The organism is Mucilaginibacter lappiensis, from assembly GCF_900155965.1.
Classification (GTDB): Bacteria; Bacteroidota; Bacteroidia; order Sphingobacteriales; family Sphingobacteriaceae; genus Mucilaginibacter; species Mucilaginibacter lappiensis.
Genome location: NZ_FTMG01000004.1, coordinates 347,045 through 369,073, shown reverse-complemented (window position 1 = coordinate 369,073; position 22,029 = coordinate 347,045). Strand labels below are relative to the sequence as shown.

12 protein-coding genes are annotated in these 22,029 nt (G+C 39.3%); 1 reads left to right on the top strand and 11 read right to left on the bottom strand.

Annotation, left to right across the window (positions count from 1 at the left end):
* Position 1: 1 nt before the first annotated feature.
* The 3 genes from BW976_RS11020 to BW976_RS11010 form a co-directional block, all read right to left on the bottom strand.
* The gene (locus BW976_RS11020) at positions 2-6,613 is read right to left on the bottom strand and encodes a type I polyketide synthase (protein ID WP_076373330.1); all 6,612 of its coding nucleotides are present in this window, start codon (positions 6,611-6,613) and stop codon (positions 2-4) included.
* Between the two features lie 221 nt (positions 6,614-6,834).
* Entirely contained in the window at positions 6,835-8,007 is a 1,173-nt protein-coding gene (locus BW976_RS11015; RefSeq protein WP_076373329.1) for a glycosyltransferase family 2 protein, read from the bottom strand.
* Positions 8,004-8,927: a glycosyltransferase family 2 protein gene (locus BW976_RS11010; RefSeq protein ID WP_076373328.1), complete on the bottom strand. Its 924-nt coding sequence runs from the start codon at positions 8,925-8,927 to the stop codon at positions 8,004-8,006. The genes BW976_RS11015 and BW976_RS11010 overlap by 4 nt, the downstream gene beginning before the upstream one ends.
* A gap of 213 nt (positions 8,928-9,140) precedes the next feature.
* Between BW976_RS11010 and BW976_RS11005 the strand changes: the two genes are divergently transcribed.
* Positions 9,141-10,280 carry an acyltransferase family protein gene (locus BW976_RS11005; RefSeq protein WP_076373327.1) on the top strand — a complete coding sequence of 380 codons (1,140 nt, stop codon included), beginning with the start codon at positions 9,141-9,143 and terminating at the stop codon, positions 10,278-10,280.
* A 48-nt stretch (positions 10,281-10,328) separates the two neighbouring features.
* On the opposite strand, the gene BW976_RS11000 is transcribed toward BW976_RS11005, so the two are convergent.
* The 8 genes from BW976_RS11000 to BW976_RS10965 all read right to left on the bottom strand — a co-directional run bounded on the left by BW976_RS11000 (position 10,329) and on the right by BW976_RS10965 (position 22,029).
* Positions 10,329-12,986 (bottom strand): non-ribosomal peptide synthetase, encoded by a 2,658-nt coding sequence (locus tag BW976_RS11000; protein ID WP_076373326.1) that lies wholly within the window; start codon positions 12,984-12,986, stop codon positions 10,329-10,331.
* Positions 12,987-13,044: 58 nt separating this feature from the next.
* Positions 13,045-14,232, bottom strand: a complete 1,188-nt coding sequence (locus tag BW976_RS10995; protein WP_076373325.1) for a glycosyltransferase family 2 protein — start codon at positions 14,230-14,232, stop codon at positions 13,045-13,047.
* Between the two features lie 38 nt (positions 14,233-14,270).
* Complete coding sequence (locus BW976_RS10990; RefSeq protein ID WP_076373324.1) at positions 14,271-15,479, bottom strand: glycosyltransferase; 1,209 nt, start codon at positions 15,477-15,479, stop codon at positions 14,271-14,273.
* Positions 15,480-15,492: 13 nt separating this feature from the next.
* On the bottom strand, positions 15,493-16,827 hold the full coding sequence (locus tag BW976_RS10985) for a lipopolysaccharide biosynthesis protein (RefSeq protein WP_076373323.1): 1,335 nt from the start codon (positions 16,825-16,827) through the stop codon (positions 15,493-15,495).
* Positions 16,828-16,837: 10 nt separating this feature from the next.
* Positions 16,838-17,452, bottom strand: coding sequence for an acyltransferase (locus BW976_RS29935; RefSeq protein WP_076373322.1), 615 nt, complete (start codon positions 17,450-17,452; stop codon positions 16,838-16,840).
* A gap of 4 nt (positions 17,453-17,456) precedes the next feature.
* Entirely contained in the window at positions 17,457-18,977 is a 1,521-nt protein-coding gene (locus BW976_RS10975) for an O-antigen ligase family protein (protein WP_139332275.1), read from the bottom strand.
* A 203-nt stretch (positions 18,978-19,180) separates the two neighbouring features.
* Positions 19,181-21,346, bottom strand: a complete 2,166-nt coding sequence (locus BW976_RS10970) for a GumC family protein (RefSeq protein ID WP_084192156.1) — start codon at positions 21,344-21,346, stop codon at positions 19,181-19,183.
* Positions 21,347-21,348: 2 nt separating this feature from the next.
* Positions 21,349-22,029, bottom strand: a complete 681-nt coding sequence (locus BW976_RS10965; protein WP_076373320.1) for a TolC family protein — start codon at positions 22,027-22,029, stop codon at positions 21,349-21,351.

Below are 22,029 nucleotides of genomic sequence, written 5' to 3'. Positions count from 1 at the left end.
ATCAGTTGTTGCTAATTTTTACCTGTAAATACTTCCCCGGGTTTTCTTCATCCCTGATAAACCAGCCTGGATTTCCATCTTTGTCCCGCCCAAGTTTTGCGCCAGGAACAGGAGGGTTTGTGGATAATCCATTTTGTGTAATACTGATTTGTTGTGGTTTTTCTGAAGGCATAAATCCAGCTTCTATCAATTCAACAACGCTTTCGCCAAATTTATTGATGATCTGGTCCACCTCTTCGTCTGTATGCGCTGCAGTTAAAAAGCAAGGGAAAAGATCCCAGATATGGATGCCTTTTAAGCGCATGAGGGTAAATAGCAGTTCCCCATAAGCGAGTTCATACTTGAATTTTATCTTCCATAACGAACCAAAGTTAGGTATATACAATGGAATGGCATATTGCTCACAAATGGTGTTTAAAGCGTCAGCCAATCGTTTAGTACGGGCGTTAAGCTCTTCTTGAAGTGCAGGGCCCCGTTCTTTCATATATAATAGCGAAGCTCGGCCTGCCGCCAATGCTAATGGGTGCCGAACGAACGTCCCGGCAAAGTAAGTAACACCGGCTTCCGGGGTGGAGTCATCACCATATTGCCAGTTACCGCCATCTAAAGCATCCATATACCTGCTAATGCCGGCTATTGCGCCAATAGGCATTCCGCCACCTATAACTTTGCCGTAAGTTCCCAGATCAGCCTTGATCCCAAACAAAGCCTGTGCGCCACCAGGATGCATCCGGAAACCAGTTATCACTTCGTCAAATATTAAAACGGTTTCTGATTGCCGGGTTATCTCCCGTACCTTCTTTAAGAAAGCTATGGGTTGAAACTCCGGTCTTCTGCTTTGAACTGGTTCTACTAGTACAGCTGCCAGTTCATGTGCCCGTTCGGCTATTATTTTCAAGGATTCTTCGGTGCCATAATCCAGTATCAGCATATTTTGAACTACCTCGGGCATTATGCCTGGCGCTGCTGGTACCGTTTTTAATTTTTTAGTGCCGCGAACAATTACCTCATCATTAATACCATGATAAGATCCGCTGAAAGCCACGATAAGCGATCGGCCTGTAACGGTACGGGCTATACGCATGGCACCCAGAACGGCCTCAGAGCCTGTATTACAGAGGGCTGCACGATCAAAATTGGTAAACTCGGTGATCAACTTGCAAACTTCGCCGGCAAGTTCATGTTGTGGCCCTATTTCGTAGCCTTTTTCAACTTGCTCCAGAACTGCTTTTTTCAGATAATTTGTTTGATACCCCAAAAAGTTTGACCCAAAACCATTCAAAGCATCAATATATTCATTGCCCTCAATATCCCATACACGACTACCTTTGGATCGATTAACTACCAATGGATATACCACCTCCTTGGTTAAAGGCCTAAAACCACTAACCACGCGTGGATCGGCCATATACGGGCGGTCTTTTTGTGTTTGTGCTTTACTCGCGCCCGTCTTTGCATTGTATTGAGTGGTGAGCGCTTTTAAAAATGCCGCTTGTTTGTCATTTAATTCCAACTTTTGCTTTTCGATGCGCGCAGTTGCTCCGAATGGCTTTTTTAACTCTACCTGTTCTTCGGGTGTAAGCTCGTATGTTACCGACTGTGTTTTTGCAGGAGTTATAGCTGGTGTACCATGGTTTTGAATAGCTGCTGATGGTTGAATACTACTGCCGTTTTGTATCAGTGCCAACTGATTAGTAAGTAACTGCAATTGCTGTGATATCAACCTAATGATCAGGTCGTTATTTTCCGTGCTATTATTTATAGGCTGTGGGGTAAATGTTTGTTGTTGAACCGCGGTAGAGGCAATAGCTTCCGGTTGCAATACGTCTGAGGGCAGGTTTGCATCGAGATACGATGCCAGCAAGTTTAAGCTGTTATACTCTTCAAACAGCTTTCTGAAAGTAATAGGTATATTAAATGTCTTTTTTAGGTTTGTTGCAATTTGTGTAAGCGAAAGGGAATCGAATCCTATTTCAATAAAACTCAATCCGGTGTTTGCCGCATCAATTTCGATACCGGCCGCATCTTCAAATATTTCTTTTAGTTTATTAATTAAAATATCTTTTCTCATCGGTGTAGTTGGTGTGATAGTGTTTTGCTGTACAAAGGTATCGGCTGCTGTTTCAAGTTTATTAATAATATTTGCTGGTTCAAGCCAGTATCGCTTATGATCAAAGGCATAAGTTGGCAAATCGATCTTTTTCCTGTTCTGACCCAGATAAACAGCATCCCAATTAAGCTCTACTCCGTTTAACCAAAGCTGTCCCTGAGCTTTAAGTACAGAATAGTTTTCGCTTAAATTTTCTGTTTTTTCAAATCCTGATATGATAGCAACATTTTTGCCGGCAGTATGTTGCCGGGCTAATGTAGCTAATATATTTCCCGGGCCAACTTCCAGGAAAAGTCTGTTTTCATCCTCCAATAAAGTATCTAAACCATCGGCAAAACGAACAGTTTTACGCAGATGTTGTGCCCAGTACTTTGGATCTGTAGCTTCTGCCTCAGTTATCCAATTACCGGTTACTGTTGATACTAATGGTTTTACCGGTGCGTTTAGTTTTATCGATCTTACTACCTTTTCAAATGGAGCAATAACTTCATCCATCATAGATGAATGGAAGGCATGGCTGGTTACCAGTAAACGACTTGGTATGCCTTTTTCAGACAAATCATCAGCAAACTTATTGATCCATTCATCCGGCCCTGCTACAACGCATAATTTATGACTGTTAACGGCAGCGATGGATAAACCTTCGGGCAATAGTTCGCTGAGTTTATCAGCTGTTAATCTTACCGATAGCATGCTGCCTTTAGACACCCTGTTTACTAACCTTGCCCTTTCAGATATCAATATCAAAACATCTTGAAGGCTGAAAACCCCGGCCAGGTGCGCCGCTACAAATTCGCCAATACTATGGCCAATGAATACCTCGGGTTGTATGCCCCAGCTCATCCATAATTTGGCCATGGCATATTCCAATATAAATATGGCAGGTTGAGCGTTTATAGTCTGTTTTATTTTTTCGTGCGATTGACTATCCGGTGCTACAGGATACATGATCTGTAACAGGTTTTCATGTATCGTTCCTTGTAGTAAGGCTATACACTCATCAACTGCGTTCGTAAAAACAGGTTCGTTCCGATAAAGATCGCCCCCCATTTCCGAATACTGCGAACCTTGGCCCGGAAACATAAATACCACACCACTGATCTCCGCTTTTAGGTTTTTGTAAGCTGAGGCATCAGTTTGTAACGTGTTTAATTTAGTTAGCAGTTCATGATTATCAGCAACCAACATGAACCTCCTGAAATTAAACCCTGCTCTTGTGGTTTGCAGGGTATAGGCAACATCGTTCAAATCAACACCTGTGTGCTGTGAAATATGTTTGCCCAGTTTTTGAGCATAGTTATTAAGACTATTCTCTGTTTTTGCCGACCAGCAGATCAGTTTCCAGGGATTATTTGTTCCTGTAGGTGCAAGTTCAGTTTCGTACTCTTCTACAACCACATGCACATTGGTGCCGCCTACGCCAAATGAGCTTACACCGGCACGCCTGATATTGTTAGTCTCCCAGGATTTCAGCTCTGTATTCACATAGAAAGGCGTGTCGGCAATATCAATGTTAGGATTAATGTGCTGATAAAATAACGATGGTGGTATTTGCCGGTTACGCAAAGCCAAAACTGTTTTAATAAGACCAGCCACACCCGAAGCCGCGGTAAGATGACCCATATTACTTTTTATGGAACCAATAGCACAAAACTGCTTTTGGTCCTGTTCCCCAAAAGCAACGCTTAAACCTTCTATTTCAATGGGATCGCCAATAGGGGTAGCCGTTCCATGAGCTTCCACATAACTGATAGAAGAAGGTTCAATTCCGGCGTCATCAATAGCCATAGCGATAGCACCGGCCTGGCCTTGTGCACTTGGGCCGCTGAAGCTGCTTTTTACTGCGCCATCATTATTAATGCCAACGCCTTTTATAACACCGTAAATCGTATCGCCATCCTGCAGGGCATCTTCCAGACTTTTTAGTAAAACAATGCCCGCGCCATCACTAAAAACGGTACCTGTAGCCTGTGCATCAAAGGGGCGGCAATGACCATCGTTACTCATGATCGATCCTTCCTCGTACAGGTGCCCGCTTTTTATAGGCGATGTGATCGATGATGCGCCAGCAATGGCTACAGTACACTGTCCGTCACGTATGTTATTTACCGCTTGGGCTACTGCTAATAAGGATGTAGAACAAGCTGCATAAACTGCTACCGCCGGACCTTGTAGGTTTAGCTGATAGGCTGTGCGGGTGGCTATATAGTCTTTTTCATTTAGTAATCTTACCTGAAAAGGGCCTGTCTTTTCTACGATCTCAGGATTGGTTAAAACATTGTTGTCATAATAAGTATTGTATCCGCATCCTGCAAAAACACCAATGGTGCCTGAGTATTTTTGAGGCAGATGTCCGGTTTTTTCCAGTACTTCCCAGGCTATTTCTAAAAACACGCGGTGCTGGGGATCCATTAGCTCAGCTGAGCGGGGATTGAAACCGAAAAACTCAGCGTCAAATTCGTCGGCTCCATCAATAATGCCACGGGCCTTTATGTAAGCTGGGTTGTTTTTAATATTGATTGGAATACTTCTGTCTATTTCACCTGTACTGAAAAAACTGATTGTTTCCCGACCTTCGGCTAATAATTTCCAAAATTCATCTATAGTATTAGCCCCAGGGAATCTCCCAGCCATACCTATAACAGCCACATCCCGGTTGGTATTGTTCTCCTTGCTTTTCTTACGTATTGGAAGTAATGCTGTCTTATTTGTACCACTGAGCAAACTTGCTAAGCCGGCTACGGTAGGGTATTGGTAAAGCTTGGTTACTGCAATAGTATAGTTATATTGTTGTTTTAATTCGGCTATTGTTTTTAGGGCCAGTAAGGAATTACCGCCAATCTGAAAAAAATTATCATCCAAGCCAATCTTATCCAATTGCAGCAAGTTTGTCCAAACAGAGGTGATATTTTTTTCTATGGAGGTAGATGGTGCTTTATACAATGTAGAAAGATCCGGTCTTTGCAGGTTAGGTTTAGGCAGCGCTTTTCGATCCACCTTTCCACTGGTTGTTTTTGGTAATTCATTTAGCCACACATAAGCAGAAGGAAGCATAAAATCGGGTAGATGCTTTTCCAGATGCTGGCGTACTCTATCTGTGTTTGGCAACTCGTCAGATGCAACAAGGTAAGCCAATAACCGCTTTTGACCGGAAGCATCTTCCTGTGCAAATACTACAGCCTGCCTGATGTTTTCAAGTTGATTTAACAATACCTCTATTTCGCCTAGTTCAACCCGGTTTCCCCTGATTTTTACCTGCGTATCCTTTCTGCCCAGATATTCAATATTACCATCGGGCAAGTAACGGGCTAAATCACCTGTGCAATAAATACGGGTAGTTTGATGTCCATTTTCCTGCCAGTTGATGAATTTCTCGGCTGTTAATTCCCGCTTATTTAAATATCCTTCAGCCAGGCTTATACCGGCAACGCAGAGTTCGCCCGTTTCTCCTTCAGGTAGATTATGTAACTCTTCGTCAAGTATTACGATGTCTGTATGGTTGATAGGGATTCCAATAGTTGGTAAAAATGGCCATAACGAAGCATCACTATCTAACTTCAGTTGTGTTACCACATGCGTTTCCGTGGGGCCATATTGATTATACAATACACTGCCTGGTAAAGCCTTAAAAAACTTAACAATCTGCGGTGTTATTTTTAACTGTTCCCCAGCAGTCATGATCTCCTGTAAGCAAGCAGGGATATGGTTATTGGCAATAGCAGCTTCTGTTAGATACTGAAGAACAACAAATGGTAAAAAGATCCGGTTTATGGAGTTCGACTCAATATAATGTAATAATTGAACTGGATCAATCCGCAGATCATCGTTTATGAGTACCAGTGTACCACCTGTACTTAACGTGGCAAATATTTCCTGGAAAGATACATCAAAAGTAAGCGGCGCAAACTGTAAAGTACGGCTGTCCGATGCAGCTATAGAATTATCTTTTTGCCACAGTAATAGGTTTACTAATGCAGCATGGCCCATCAAAACACCTTTAGGTTTACCGGTTGATCCGGAGGTATATAAGACATAGGCTCCGGCTGTGGTTTCTATAGGTGGTAAAGAATCTGCTTCAGGGTAAGTTTTATCACTCAAGAGGATACTGATCGCCAATTCCTTAAAAAAATGTTCCTGAGCATTGGTAACTATACAGGTATCTATACCTGAGTCTGTTATGATTTGTACAAGCCTGTCTTTCGGATAGTCAGGGTCGATGGGTAAATATACTTTGCCGGCTTTGAGTATAGCCAATACACTAATGATAGTTTCTATACAGCGGCGGGTACTCACACCAATTATTGCCGAAGCCGGAGATTGAGCTAAGATTACGGCTGCTAAATTATTTGATAGTTGATTTAAGCTTGCATAGGTAATACTTTCGCCCTTATAAACAATGGCTACGGCATCAGGTGTTTTGTTTAGCTGAAGCTCAAATAACTGGTGGATCAGAGAAATATGATCTGTACCCTCTGTCGATGCGTTGCTGTTATTGTTGTTCATGAGTTGACAAGGGTGACTATCTGCGCCGGTCAGACCATTTGTTAATGGTTTTTAAAGTTATTTGCAGGAACTTTAACCCAGTTCAAGATAGCCATTTTATATGTTTTATATAGCTATATTTTAATTTAACGAAATAAAATTAATTAAGCGTGTATTTAATCTCTGGTGATAATAATTTAACCACTTTGAGAGTTTTTATTAAACTTCCGCTTAAGTGTTAACTATTGCTTACGTTGTACCTTTTCCCAAACCGCACTTTGTTTGCTGGTGAAATACCTGATAATACCAGCCAGAACCGCATAGTTCATCACGCAAAAATAATATGGTATAAATAATATTTTTATTCGCAGTTGCTTCTTTTCCATGATAAAGCCTAACAGCGCCAATATATAAAACAATATTTGAGCCAATAAAAGCAACTGATATCCGGTTGCTCCGGGTTCAAGCGCCAATATGATATTTAGTGCAAATGATATTATCAATAAAAAGGGAGTTATGGTCCATCGTAAAACCCGGTGACTGATATATTGAAATGAAAGTACTGGGTTACGAAGAGGATTAAATAGACTTCTTAAACGCAAAATAGACTGTATTCCTCCGGCTGCTATTCTGACCTTTCTTTTTAATTCCTCTGATACGTTTTCCGAGGCTGTTTCAGTGGCATAGGCCTCAGGTTCATATACAATACGATATCCATTTTTTGCTATCAGCATAGATATCATAAAGTCGTCCAGTACGGTATCAGGTGGAACGGGTTGATAAAGCGATCGTCTTACACTAAATAATTCACCAGCTGCCCCAACAACAGAATAAAGTTCAGAATCCCATTTTTTTAAAGCTGATTCATATTTCCAATAAAAACCTTCGCCGGCAGCACTCGCATCTGCATTTTCATCAAAGTGTACACGTTTTTCCCCGGCTACCGCCCCAACTGTGATATCACTATAATGCCTGCATATTTTTATTAAGGCATTTTTATTTAAAAAAGTGTTGGCATCTGTAAACACAACAGCATCGGTATGCACAAACTCCATAGCACGGTGTATAGCTGCTATTTTACCAGCTCGTTGTGGTTGATGTAGTAATTGGATTTGTGGGTATTGCGCTATGATGTTTGGTGTATCATCAGATGAACCATCCGTTATAAAAAGCAGGTTTAGTTTTCCAGCAGGATAGTTTAGTAAAAGCGTATTCGCTATTTTATCCTTTATAAACCCCTCTTCGTTATAAGCGGCAACTACCAGCGTACATGTAGGCAAATTATCCAGATCCTCTGCTACCGTTTTAATGCCCTTAAATATCCTTTTAACACGAATGATGAAATACAAAAGTATCCCATAACCGGCAAAGGTGTAAAATACAATGATCAGGCTTAGGAATAATGTGATTTTCATTTGATGGTGTTAATGGGATAACCTAAATTATTGCTGTTTTTTGAGTGTGTAAAATTCCACCAAATAGCCTTAAAAAGCATAGGTATAAAATTGCGGTTCCCCGATTTAAGGTAAGCTATTAAGTTACGTGGCACCACAAGAAGTAAAAAGTAAATATAAAAGATCAGCATTTTGCTCAAAGATGCATTCCGACGTATAAAGAGTATTCGATTTCGATTCATAAAGTACTCTTTTAGTTTACTTTTTTTACCTACAGAAACTGATTCTTTATGATAGATCAGGGCATCAGTACAAACCCAGGCCTTATACCCAACTTTAATGATATGTTCGCACCAATCAACTTCTTCATAGTATAGGAAAAAACTCTCACTCATTAACCCAGCTTTATCGGTGGCTTCTTTCCTGATCATCATCGCGGCGCCATGGCAATATGCTGTAGGGCCCGTAATATGATCATATTGACCCATGTCTTTTTGTTTTAACCCAATACAACTATTACGACAGGTATAATAATTCATGGGCGTATAACCAGCATATTGTATAAGCTGCTTATTGCTGTAGTATTTGATCATGGGAGATATCATACCCACTTCAGGGTTAGCATCCATTACCTGAAGCAATTTTTCGACCAATCCAGAAGTAAATTCAGTATCGTTATTAACCAGGAAAAGGTAATCGCCGGTTGCTTCTTTAATACCCAGATTGTTTCCTCCTGCAAAACCCAGGTTAACTTCCGAACGTATAAAAACTATGTGTGGATATTTTAAAGACCACTCTGGTAAGGGATTTGCTATACTTGCATTATCAACTACAATAATTTGTATGTTTTTGTAGCTGTTCAATTTTTCTATTGATTCAAGCAAATCCTCAGTTACAGCCGACTGATTAAAATTTACAGTAACAATAGAAACTTTTTTCATGTACAATGATTAGCACCGAATATGGATTGTTTTACGTGTTAATATACACAAAAGTTAAGCCATAGCAAGGTTAAACGTGTAATGCAAACCGTGATTGGCATTATTTAATGAGCTGCAATATGGGTATCATCATTATTGATACAGAAGTGTTTAACCTGTTGTTTCTTAATCGGAAAAAATTATCTAAAAGTTAAATTATAATATAGAATAGCTATGGATGATGGAACGAAACAAGTTTCATTGAGTAAAAATCACCCCAAGTTACATTTCCCCAATTTGAATGGGATCAGGGCTTTGGCTGCACTGATGGTAGTTGTAGCACATATTGAATTACACAAGGCTAATTTTAACATATCCCGTATCCCACATTTTAGCGTGCTTAATTTAGGAAAGATCGGTGTAACCATTTTTTTTTCATTGAGTGGCTTTTTAATAACTTATTTATTGCTCGAAGAAAAGAAAAACTTCAAGGCTGTTAATTTTAAAGCATTTTATATACGTAGGCTTTTGAGGATATGGCCTTTATACTTCCTGGTAGTTTTGTTTGGTTTTTTTATTTACCCGGGTGGGTCAGGCACCGCATTATGGCTTTCGGTGTTATTTTTGCCTAATCTTGCCTTTTGTTTGAATCTGTTACCTGCTATTATGGATCCGATATGGTCAATTGGTACAGAAGAGCAGTTTTATATCTTTCACCCACATTTTTTCAGGATTAAAAAGCTGAAGCATATTCTTTACGCTTTGCTGCTTTTTATAGTTCTGATTATAACAATTCAACTGGTATTTGGAAAATTGGCCGGTGAAAATCCTATTTATCAAACCCTGCATTTAGTTTTGTACTACGCCCGGTATGATAATATGATGATAGGAGGGGTAGTAGCAGTTATTTACTATAATACCAAACACCCAGAATTTGATTTTAAATTTCAGGCGCTCTTTGATGTGATCTTTAAAAAATGGTTCCAGGTTTTATTATTGGTTACCTATGTTATTTATCTGGGGGCGTATATTAATTATGATATCCCTCATGGGGATGTTTTGATCGCTTTTATGTCATCTTTACTTATTGTGAACCTTTGCGAAGCTAAAACAAGCATCTATTCATTAAATCATCGATACCTGGATTATATCGGTCAAATTTCATATGGCATATATCTGTTGCACAAGTTTGTGCTTTTCCTGGTGTTGTACCTGGTTAAAAAGTATCAGCCGTCCGGGGGAATGTTTACCGAAAATATAATAATTTATGTAGCAACAATAGGAGGGACTATTGCCCTGGCTTCGGCTTCTTATTATGGGTACGAAAAGCCATTTTTGAAGATCAAAAAACGCTTTCAAAAAATCACCCAATAATAAATTAATATTATTGGGCGACAGATCAGTTAATAGTATAGTTAATTTTTAATTTTTTGATACCTGATCAAGGCAGTTTTGTAGTACCACAGCAAACTCCTTATCGTTTGGTGGAGCAAAAATGGTATTATGTTCGCCGGGTATTTCATGTACATGAACGCCTTTTTTGGCAAATGGCCGCCATCCCAGAAAATTAAAATCAGCCATATAAAAAGTGCGTTTTTTTGCCCTGAATAATTCAATGGCGATAGGCAACGGTTTTAAAATATAATTACGCAGTGCTTTTTCACTCGCTTCGTCTATCTCATTATCATAAGCAAAAAAGCCTTCTTTCTTCTCGTCTTTACCGGGAGCTATTTTCCAGAAGAGTTTAATAATCTTTCGTTTGAGAATCAGGCTTTTATATTCAATAGTGCGTTTAGGGTCTTCTGCAAGTAATACCAGACTGTAACCTATCTGTTTTAAAACCAATGTTACTTTGTTAAATACTTTTTTCAACAGGGGATCATTAACAGTCGACAAATCAGCATAAGTATCAAACATGGCCAGCATTTTAACCTCTTTACCCGCAGCCATCAATTGATTAGCCATTTCGTAGGCAATGATGCCACCTAAAGAGTAGCCAGCAAGCGCATAGGGCCCATCTGGATTTTTGGCTACGATCTCAGCGATATAATTAGCTGCTATCTCCTCCATTACATCCAAGGGTTCATCAATACCGTTAAGTCCCTTAGCCTGAAGACCATAAACTGGTTGTTCTGCGTCCATATTCATGGCCAGGGCATTAAATAATAATACATTTAGACCCGCACCGTGTACAATATAAAGCGGCATTTTTGTACCATCGGGCTTTATCGGAACTAATGACTCCCAGGTAATAGAGGTAGCATCAACCTCGAGCCGGGCAGCCAGTTTCTCTACTGTAGAATGTTCAAAAAGCGTAGCCAACGGCAGGCGTTTACCTGTTTCCTGTTCCAGGCGGGCCATAATCTTAACAGCCACCAATGATCGGCCACCCAGTTCAAAGAAATTATCAAGAATGCTGATGGTTTCCACCCCCATTAGCTCTTTCCAGATATCAGCTACCAGTTTTTCGTTACTGGTGCGCGGAGCTACTATCTCGCCAGCCCGTTGTATATTACTATAGTTTGGTTTTGGTAGAGCTTTGCGATCGATTTTCCCATTTGGGGTAATCGGAATGGTTTCCATGATCACAAAATCATCGGGTACCATATATTCTGGTAATACCTCCAGCAAACCCCTTTGCCAGGTACCAAATTGGGTTCGAAGATCACCGTCACTTTTTTGTTCGTTGATGACCACATAACCTACCAATCGTGGGTTACCGGGTGTGTCTTCACGGGCTATTACAACTGCCTGTTTTACATTGTCCTGTTTTAAAAGATTTTGTTCTATTTCTTCCAGCTCAATGCGATAACCACGAACTTTCACCTGGTGGTCAATACGACCGAGACAAACAATCTCTCCATCTTCACGTATCTTGCCTAAATCGCCGGTACGGTACATTTTGCTGCCGGGGATACCAGAGAAAATATCATCAACAAAACGTTCGTTTGTAAGCTCGGGGCGTTTTAAATAACCCTTTGCAACACCATCACCGCCAATATATATTTCACCAATGGTGCCATCTGTAAAGTTGTTCAGGTTTTCATCAAGAATATAAACCTGGGTGTTATCAATGGGTTTACCTATGGAAATATCCTCATCATTAGTAATGTGTTTTACGGTTGACCATACTGTAGTTTCTGTAGGGCCATACATGTTCCATAGTTCAGAACATCGGGCAATGAGTTTATTGATCAGGTCTTTTGGTAAAGCCTCGCCTCCGCACAATATCCGGAGCGGGAACTTTGTTTCCCAGCCGGCCTCTAACATTACGCGCCAGGTATAAGGAGTAGCCTGCATTACGGTTATCTGATGATCAGCAACCAGATCAATCAACGCCCGGCCATCTTTTGCAGTGATGGCATCAGTGATAATCAATTTGGCGCCTGTTAATAACGGCAGGAACATTTCGAGTCCGGCAATATCGAATGAGATGGTTGTAACCGCAAGCAGGTTATCGCCGGCCTTTAAGCCCGGTTCTTTTTGCATGCTGAGCAGAAAGTTTACCAGGTTATGGTGTTTGATTTGTACTCCTTTGGGTTTACCGGTTGAACCTGATGTAAATAAAACATAAGCCAGGTCATCTCCGGTAACTATAGTCTCAGGTTCGTTGGCGCTGTAAGTATTAAATTTATCAATAGCATCCTCTATCAAAACTTCCCGGGCCCCTGAAACAAAGTGCCCTTTAAATTTTTTAGAAGTAAGCAATATTTTGGCTGATGAATCATCCATCATGAACTCAACCCTGTCTTTTGGATATTCAGGATCAAGAGGTACATAAGCAGCGCCGGTTTTAAGAATAGCCAGCAATGCGATAACCATTTCAGGTGAGCGATCAATTGATAAACCAATAATATCGCCGGTTTGTATATGGAAGGTAAGTAAATGCGCGGCCAGCTTATTGGCAGCCTCATTTACCTGTTTAAAAGTAAGTGAACGATTTTCAAACACCACCGCTACTTGATCTGGTATTTGTGCAGCCCGATCAGCAATAAGATGATGGAGCGCCTTATCTTTCGGATAATGAACCTGGGTATTGTTTAGTGTATTTATAGCGTCTGTATTTACTGGAACAGCCATCGTGAGACATTTAATTATTTATCCGGTTAATAATCAACTTCAAGTGTTATATACGTAATTAAGCGGCAGTATGATCGTGCGGTGTATGTATAAATTTTTTATTGGCACCTTTTAATTTAAATAATAACAATAGCATAGTAAAAAATATCATCGGCAACTTTAAAGCTGCTTTAAATAATTGCTTATTAAAGTATTCCCGGGGTATAGCAACAACAATACCAATATAACAGCAGCATGTTGCGATAAGCCATAAGTACCAGTGCGGACCTATGCCGGGAAGCAACAGGGAGATTAGTAGCATAAAAGGCATCAAACCCAACATCAATACCCGTGGTAATATGGACATCTGATATATCTCGTTGAAGTAATCAAAGTTGCCGTGTAAAAACAGTTGGCCAAATCCGCTGCTACCATATTTGCGCAGTAGATTGAATTGGGCCGATAACCATCTTTTGCGTTGCTTTTTAAATACTTCAGGATTACTTACCTTTTCGTCATAAACCAAAGCGTTTTCAGCGTAAGCAACGCTTATTTTTTGCCGGGTAAGTATTAATCCCATCTCCTTGTCGAAACCACCTACAGCATCTATTTTAGTCATGGTTTCTTTAAATAGCTTGTATTCCAGTGCCATTCCGGAGCCAATTATAGCTGCAGATAGTTTAAATACCCATTGCGACTTCCTGAAAATGTGGTTGTTAACCTCTTCGCTAATGCCATCAAGTACAGCTACTGAGGTATTAGCGTTTTTGGCTATACGGTGGCCTTGTATTACCCTTTCTCCGGCTTGTAACCAGTTATTGATCTGGTACAGATAGTCGGGTGCTGCTACATTATCGATGTCAAAAACTATAGCAGCGTCAAAACCATCGGCTGTGTTCTCGATAGCCTTATTAAGTGCTTTAGACTTAGTACTATTTTCAAAAAAAACCTCCAGAACCTGTAAAGGCATCTGCTTTAATTTTGCAATGGTTTCAGGTTTTAGTGAATCGGCAATAATACAAACGTGAAACGAATCTTTAGGATAATCAATAGTTAAGGCACTTGCGGCAGAGTTTAATAAAATCTCATCTTCTTTATAAGCACATATATAAATTACAAACCGACTTAACGAAGAAGCAACCTGCGGCTGCTTAATGGGTATTAATTTCCCCGCAACTGAGAAAATAAATAGATAAATGCAATATACACCCAGGTATATAAAAAGCACATCCATAATTACTGTTGCTATTAATTTTATAATATCCATGTGTGTATTATCTATGAGGCGTTATACTATAAATTTAACTATTTAGATACTCTATCTAAATTTAATGCCAACAAGTTTTCGATTTCTAAGATCCGGTGCTCCCACGTATTTTCTGCAGCTATTGCAAGTCTTTTTTGCTGCAGATCAGAAGTGTCATTAAGCGCTGTGTTCAAAGCTTCCGAAAACTCATTTGCGTTGCTACAATAGGCTACCGTATCTCCGGTAAATTCGCGCAGATCGATATTGAAATCGGTTGATACTACCGGCCGCCCAGATCCCAGGTATTCGAATAGTTTTAACGGGAATATAGCATTGCTCACCCCATCTTTTTTGAATGGAATAATAGCAACATCAAATCCTTTTAAAACTGCTGGCATCTCCTCATAAGGGACGGCGCCCTTTAGTGATATGTTAGGTGCCTTGAAGATGGCATGGTCTGAGTAGTCGATGTCAATGGGGCCCACAAAAACAAAATTCTTATCCGGATTTTGCTGCAATACTTCGGTTAGCAGATCATAATCAATGCGTCGTTCTATATTTCCAAAATAACCGATCACCGGTTTTTTGATGTCTGCTAAAATAGCAGCTACCGATAATTGCGGATCAAGTGCTTTTTGACTGTGAGTGATGTTTGCGGCGTTTGGAATGAAAAAGGAATTACTGTTTAACTTTTTCTTGCTGTCTCTTAACTGTTTGCTGGTACAGATCACCAGGTCGACACTTTTTACAACAATATCTTCTGATATCAGTCCATGCCTGATCTGATACTCTTCAACCAAGGGATCAACGCAATGATAAACCGTTAATACCGGTTTTATCAGTTGATGAAAAGTAGGGTAGGTGTAGTTATAGGAATTGATGTAGATATAATCTTTGATATTCAGATGCTTAATCACCTTCTTGAGCCTTTTGGCTACAATACCCTCATTGAATTTGACTGCAGCCCGATAAAATACACCTTCGGGTAGCATGTTAATGGATGGCACCGGAGGAGAAATGATAATTTTAAGATTCGGAATATCGGTTTGAATATAACTGTTGGTCGATGAAAAAAAATGCGGTTTTCGTATCTTGTACTCTTTGGTATCTCTAAACTTGATATAGTCTTTCCAGGTAAAAGGCCGATCTACATAATATACATAATTGTCTTTAGCCAAGTGTTTGGCCATGGTATAATTAGTTGACTCCAGGCGGCCGTCAAACTGCATTTGCGAGAATATAATGATGTGCCTGTTTTTCAACTCCATGATTAGTCTTGCTTCAACTCCTTTTTTGCAATTTTTGATACAATATGCCTAACAATTCCATGAGCTCGATATAACCCAGTTTAAATATATCCCCGATCTTAAATTCCAGATGTTTTTTAAGGGCCCAGTAACCAAATATCGCTCCTGAAAAAAAAGTGAATATAGAAGCAATGGCCACGCCATAAAGATTATGAAAGATGAATATGCCTGCAAAATCACCTGCTACATTTACGGCCAACATGATAAATACCTTAATCATGTTTAGCTGTGGTTTACCAATGATGTCGAGCGTAATTCCAAAAAATCTATCGATGGGTAGCAGCATTACAAAACACATGAAGATACGAAAGATATTACCTGCATCGGAATGTTGATACTTGCCGCCAAAAAGCAACCCTATGATCAGATCGGCAGCGATGAACGAAACTATAGCAACAGGTATTAGGGCAATAGTGAGCATACCCGCATACTTTTTCATGATATAAGAAACATACCTTTTATCATCACGGTGAACCGCTGCTGACATTACAGGTAGGGCTGTAGCTATAAAGGCCCTGAGCGGTATTTCAAATATTTCCATGAGACGCTGGGGGATGTAATAAACAGCCAGCAACTCAGATGGAAACATCATCTTAATAATGAAGGTATCTGAACTGCGTAAGAGGTAGGAGCTGATGGAGGTACCAACACTGAATTTACCAAAATGTGCCAGCTCTTTGATTGATGTCCAGCTTTTACTGCTGATGGTTTTTACCTTTGACCAGCCTATAATAATGGTGATTATACTGCTTACCACATTATTGATAAGATAACTATATAAGGCGTTTTGGAAACTTACCCTATGAAAAATAATCAATAACAATATCAGTATAAAGAATCCACCCTGGTTTATCAATTGTAACAGGAATAGTTTATCGAAGCGTTCCTCGGCCTGTAGTATCCACATGGCTATGGCTGCAGGCAGGGTACAAAAAAATATAGCACTGAACCATCTGATGATCATAAACATATTCGGATTATTACCGAAGTAGAAAAAGTACATCAGCAAATTACCTATACCAAACGCCAATACGATCATGAAACCCAGGTACCATGCCGAACCTGCTATGTTAGCTGCCCGTGTTTTATCAGTACCTGCGTAAAATTTAATAAGCGATGTTTGCATAAAGCCGGTACGAAAGGTATCGGCCAGGGTAAATACAATCAGGAAAAAGATATAATCGCCAAAATCTGCCTTGGAAAGATAGCGGGCCATCAACGATAGTATGGCCATCCCCAATACCGGCATAATAGCGTTACTAGCTAAGGAAAGTGTGTGCTTATTAATAACTTTTTTTAAAAAGCTCATGTATCAGTTGTTATGCTTTTTCCCAGCTGTTAGTTGTGAAATTATACCTTTTGATCACTCTTGCGGGATTACCAACTGCTACACTGTATTGTGGTATATCTTTAGTAACTACACTACCTGCCCCAATAATGGCATGTTTACCAATGGTAACGCCGGCTGTTACCACACTATTGGCGCCTATCCAAACATTGTCATGAATAGTGATCTGTTTGGTGGTTACCTTTTGTAGACGAGGGGGAGTAGTAATATCCTCATAGCCATGATTAAGTCCCGAAAGCACAATGTTTTGAGCAAGCATAACGTAATTACCTAAACTCACCGGGCCTATTAATACGTTGCCAATGCCAATGCCACAATTGTTACCAATAATAACATCACCAACTCCGTTATTTATAGTGGCCAAATCTTCAATAATACTGTTGCTACCCAGGGCGAATTTATTGAAAGGAAATATATCCATACGGGCCTTAAACCTCACAACCGACTTTTTGCCCCGTTTATGAAAAAATGGATTAACAAACCAACGCACCCATAACCTGGGTTTAGCTTCGCCACTGCGTACAATTAACCAGTGTACAAAGCGCTTTAAACCGGGGTTCGACTTTATTGTTGATACTAACGTCATTTACTTAACTCCATTTTTGTAATTTATGTTCATTCCCAAGAGGTTGAGCTATAAGCTTTGCCTGTTCTTCATTATCCAAACGCATACATGCTACGATGATAGCTATGGCCAAATAAAACAAGACGTTACTTGGATATTGTACTAATGCCTGCTGCGGGAAATTACCTATATTGAAAGCAAAAATGATCAATATCATGGCCATACAGTAGTTTTTGAGCTCCGGATTTTTGATCCGGTAATAGTAATTAATACCGTTATAAAGGGCGATATATATTAATGTGCAAAAAAGAATCAGGCCGATCCACCCCATTTCAACCGCTACACGTACATAACCACTATCCGGAGGGAACTTTGATAATTCTGAATTTGGTGAAAACCGCCGCCCCCAAACACCAACAGAACCAAGTCCGCCACCAATGGGATGTGATAAAATGTAAGGCTTTATTCGTTTTTGATTTTCTGCCCTTACATTGTATGATGGATCATCGGAGGGGTTAAACGCCGTCTGAAACCGTTTGATCAATGGGTTTGAAGTAGGCATTACTATTAAAAAGCCAAGCATTAAACCTGCTGTTACAGCAAATAGCATCACCTTTTTATTGAAATTTAGGACAGCAAGCATCAGGAGCGATGCAGGTACAAGCACATAAGCAGCCCTGGTGCCCGAATAAAGCATTACAAAGAGGAAGAAGGCTGCCATAAAACCTAAAGCTAGTTTTTTACGCAAACTATGGTTCCCCATAATTAAAGCGATGCAAAGCAAAGCCGCAACCACCATATTGTATGAAAAAGTAACCGGATCAGGGAAAATGCCAAACTTACGCATATGCCCATTGATGAAAAGCAAGCTTACACGTAAAGGATCTGCGTACAGATAATCTTTTTCAAACCAAAAAAAACCAATATTTTCCTGTTGAAACGCGGATATGGCAGCAATACAGGAAAAAGCAAGCCATAGTTTTAAAAGAAACTTTATAAAATCAACAGACCTGATATGATATACAAATATAAAGTACATCATCATGATAAAGCCAACTGTACGTACGGTATATACCCAGGCAAGTCTTGATGCGGCCCAGGGGTTAACGACTTCCAGGAAATTATATGCCAGCCAGATTAAAATAATATAACTAATTGGGTTTTTAAAGCGCGACCAATCATGTTCCCCCTTTTGTTTAATGAAAAATCCAAGGATCAATAAATACGTTATGGCATCAAGCAGTGTACCTATAGGGGCAATTTCCGGGACCATCTCCGAAACATAGTTTATAAAAAATGAGGCGATGATAAGGATTGTTATTCCGAATTTAGGGTAGGCCACAATGCCATACAGTATAGGAATGCCAACCAATAGTGTTAAAACTATACCACCTCCAATTATTCCGAATTTAAACACGATATAACTAAAGAATAACGAGGCTAGCAACAGTAACAATATCACCACTTTATTGGATAGCTTTTGTATTAACATGCTTTTCCAAAGTGATGGCTTTGTTTCAGTACTATTGTTGACATTATTCAGCATTTGCTGTTATTATAGTTTTAAAAAAATAGAATTTTAACTACCCAAACAAACGTTCCGATAAAAGCGACAACAATAGCAGCCTTGCGTGATTTTTTTTGCAGGGGACTTAAATTTTCAAATGGGTCAAGTTCCTGTTTCTTGGGTTCCAACCTCATAGTAATGTAGTTTTAAATCAATATTAACACCAGCCGAAGGACCTTAGTTTATGATGCTGATTCTTTTTTTTGATTGAAATCAGTTTTGTTAAGTACCCAACCCGCAAATTTATTATTAAGGCTACGCAGATAGGCTATATCAGGCTTTTGACCGTTGGTGATACTTTTCCCTGATTCAAAAACTGCAAGGGTTTTATTAGCGAATAATAACCACTCTTTTGATTTATTTAAGGAAGTCAATGGAGCTGTATCAATAATAATAATGTCGTACTTCGACCTAAGGTCATCAAGGCGGCTTTTTATAAAAGCGTCATGTCCGATTTCAAATAAGGTAACATCTCCGCCATGATTTCCAAGTACGGTAGCTGTGCTACTATCTACCACCTGTGTATTAAGCGGGTTGTTTTTGAAGTAATCCTCAACATAAACACCTGGCAAAGCTGTTTTACTAATGGTAGGATTATCGAAATTTCCATCAATTAATAATACCTTTTTATTGATCATGGAATAAGAATAGGCTAAACTAATGGCTAATAATGTTTTCCCTTCCGTTGCATTTAAACTGGTTACGGCGATGACTTTATCACCTTGTAACTCCTGATCAATTTCAAATCGCACAGATCTGATCAATTCTTTAAATTGCTTCATTTTATCCCGGTGTTCTACATCCCAAAGTTTTTTCAGGTCGAGGTTTTCGCCTTTGATCTGATTCAGGTAACCCAGTAAAGGCAATTGTGTTTTATTAACCAGATCTGAGGGATCCTGAATACTTCTATCCAGATAAAACAATACAAATAACACAAACAAACAGGCAAATACACTTAATATAACACTAAGCGCAATCAATAGTATTTTTTTTGAGGGCTGAGCTACGTCAGGTGTAGCAACTTCAACTTGCCGCAGATTGATCGAGAAGTTGGATTTTAGGCTAGTTTCGTTATATCTGTTTAAAACGTCGAGATATTCCTTGCCGGCAATATCAATGTTAAAATCATAAGTTTTTACCGTGGCATCAAAAGGAACCAGGCGCGAAAATTTGCTATTCAAACTGGCCAATTCCTTATCAATTGATTTTACGCTGTATTTAGCCAGATCCCTTGATATTTCCAGTGTTAATTTTTGATGGATCAGATCGTCCTTGGCTACTAACGGATTGGTAACATACTTATCTGATGATTGATTTATCTGGCCGGTAAGAACATTTTGAACAGAATCTATCGTGTTTTTATAACGCGGGTTAAATCCGCTGCGTACATATCTGTCCTCCAGGATGTGAAGCTGATCTTGAGTTGTAGTAATGGCCTGGTTATATTTACTAACCGAGGCTTCTACATATTTCCTATCGCCTGGTTCAAACTTGCCGTTGATCGCATTAATAGCCCCATCGTAAGAGATAATGTCTTTTTCGGCCTGTAACTTTTTGTCGTTATAAACCATGATCTGGCCAAATATAGCTTTAGATTGTTCGTCAAGACTAAGTACGCCGTTCTGTATCTTATATTTCTGCAGTTCTTCTGTCTTTTTACTTAAGGCGTTCTTTTTTTCTTCTAATAATTTAGATAAGAAATTCACGGCATTAGTTTCATTTTGCCTTACATTTTGGGTGTAATAGGCGATGAACTGATTACATAAAGTATTAACTATAAAAGCAGATAACTGCGGGTTTTCTGAATCAAAACTTACCGAAATAAAATCACTATCCTCATCACGTGCTATAGTAAGCTCTTTTATTATCGAACGCTCATCATATTTCATGGATATGAGAATGTCGTTGAGTTTATCTTCTTCTTTATCATAAAGAGATAAAGGTTCCATGCTTTGGAATTTATTTTTAAATAGCATCAAGGCTCTATCGCGTTCATAAGGATGCAATGCCAATAATTCCTTACTGAATTTACGAAATGGAGTAGGGCTGCTCAAATCATGAATCATGAGCTGATAAGAAACCTGATTGATCAGTTTCTTGAGCTTCATAATAGCTATCAGGTTGCTAAACTCGCGGAATACCTGTTGTTCCTGGGCATTTACATTGTCGTCTTTATCCAACAGGTGCCTGGAAGCATCAACAATACCGGTTGCTATTTGGGCATGGGATATATAATTGTTCGGTAGATTCTTAACAAGGAAAAATGAACCAATTACCGTTACCAGCGGAATGATGATGAGTGTATTTCTATATTTACGTAGAAGTTTAAAAAACTTAGCTATCTCCATTATTATTTAATCTCTTCTAATTTAGTACCCAATAATTCTTCCAGATTGGTTTTTGCTGTAAATGTCGCCAATTCAGCTTGTACTTTAAATGAGTTTTGATTGTAAAGACTGTTTAACTGTTCGTTATAGATCTGAAAAGTAGTCTCACCTTTCTGAAAGGCATATTTTAATTGTTTAACTGCACCTTCGGCATCAAGTACGGCATTTGAGCGTAACCTGAGTTCAGCCTGGGCTTCCAGATAAGCGAAATAAAAGCGTTTTACCTGGGCCTCAAGGCTTAATAAATATTCGCTTTGCTGATACTCTGCTACTTTATACGTCTCCCTGGCTGCATTGGTTGTAGCCGGATTTTTTAGTAATTGACCAATATTAAGTGATACGGATAATTGGTAACCTTTAAAAATAGTTGGAGTAGAAAGATTGATGGAATTTTGCGGACTATAAATATAAGAAGCGGTTAAACCATCGAGCCAGGCGAATTTGGTTGCGTTGTAATTACTTTTAGCAGCATTAACCTGGCTTTGCCGTAGTTTAACTTCCGGATAGTTTTTCTTAGCAGTAGCTATCAGTTTTTCGAGATAAGGATAGGAGATATCTTTAATAAAAGATTCCTGGGCGTATATATTATTTGTAAAAACAATAAAAGTTAATAAAAGTGAAAGCTTGATAATATTTTGGTTCAT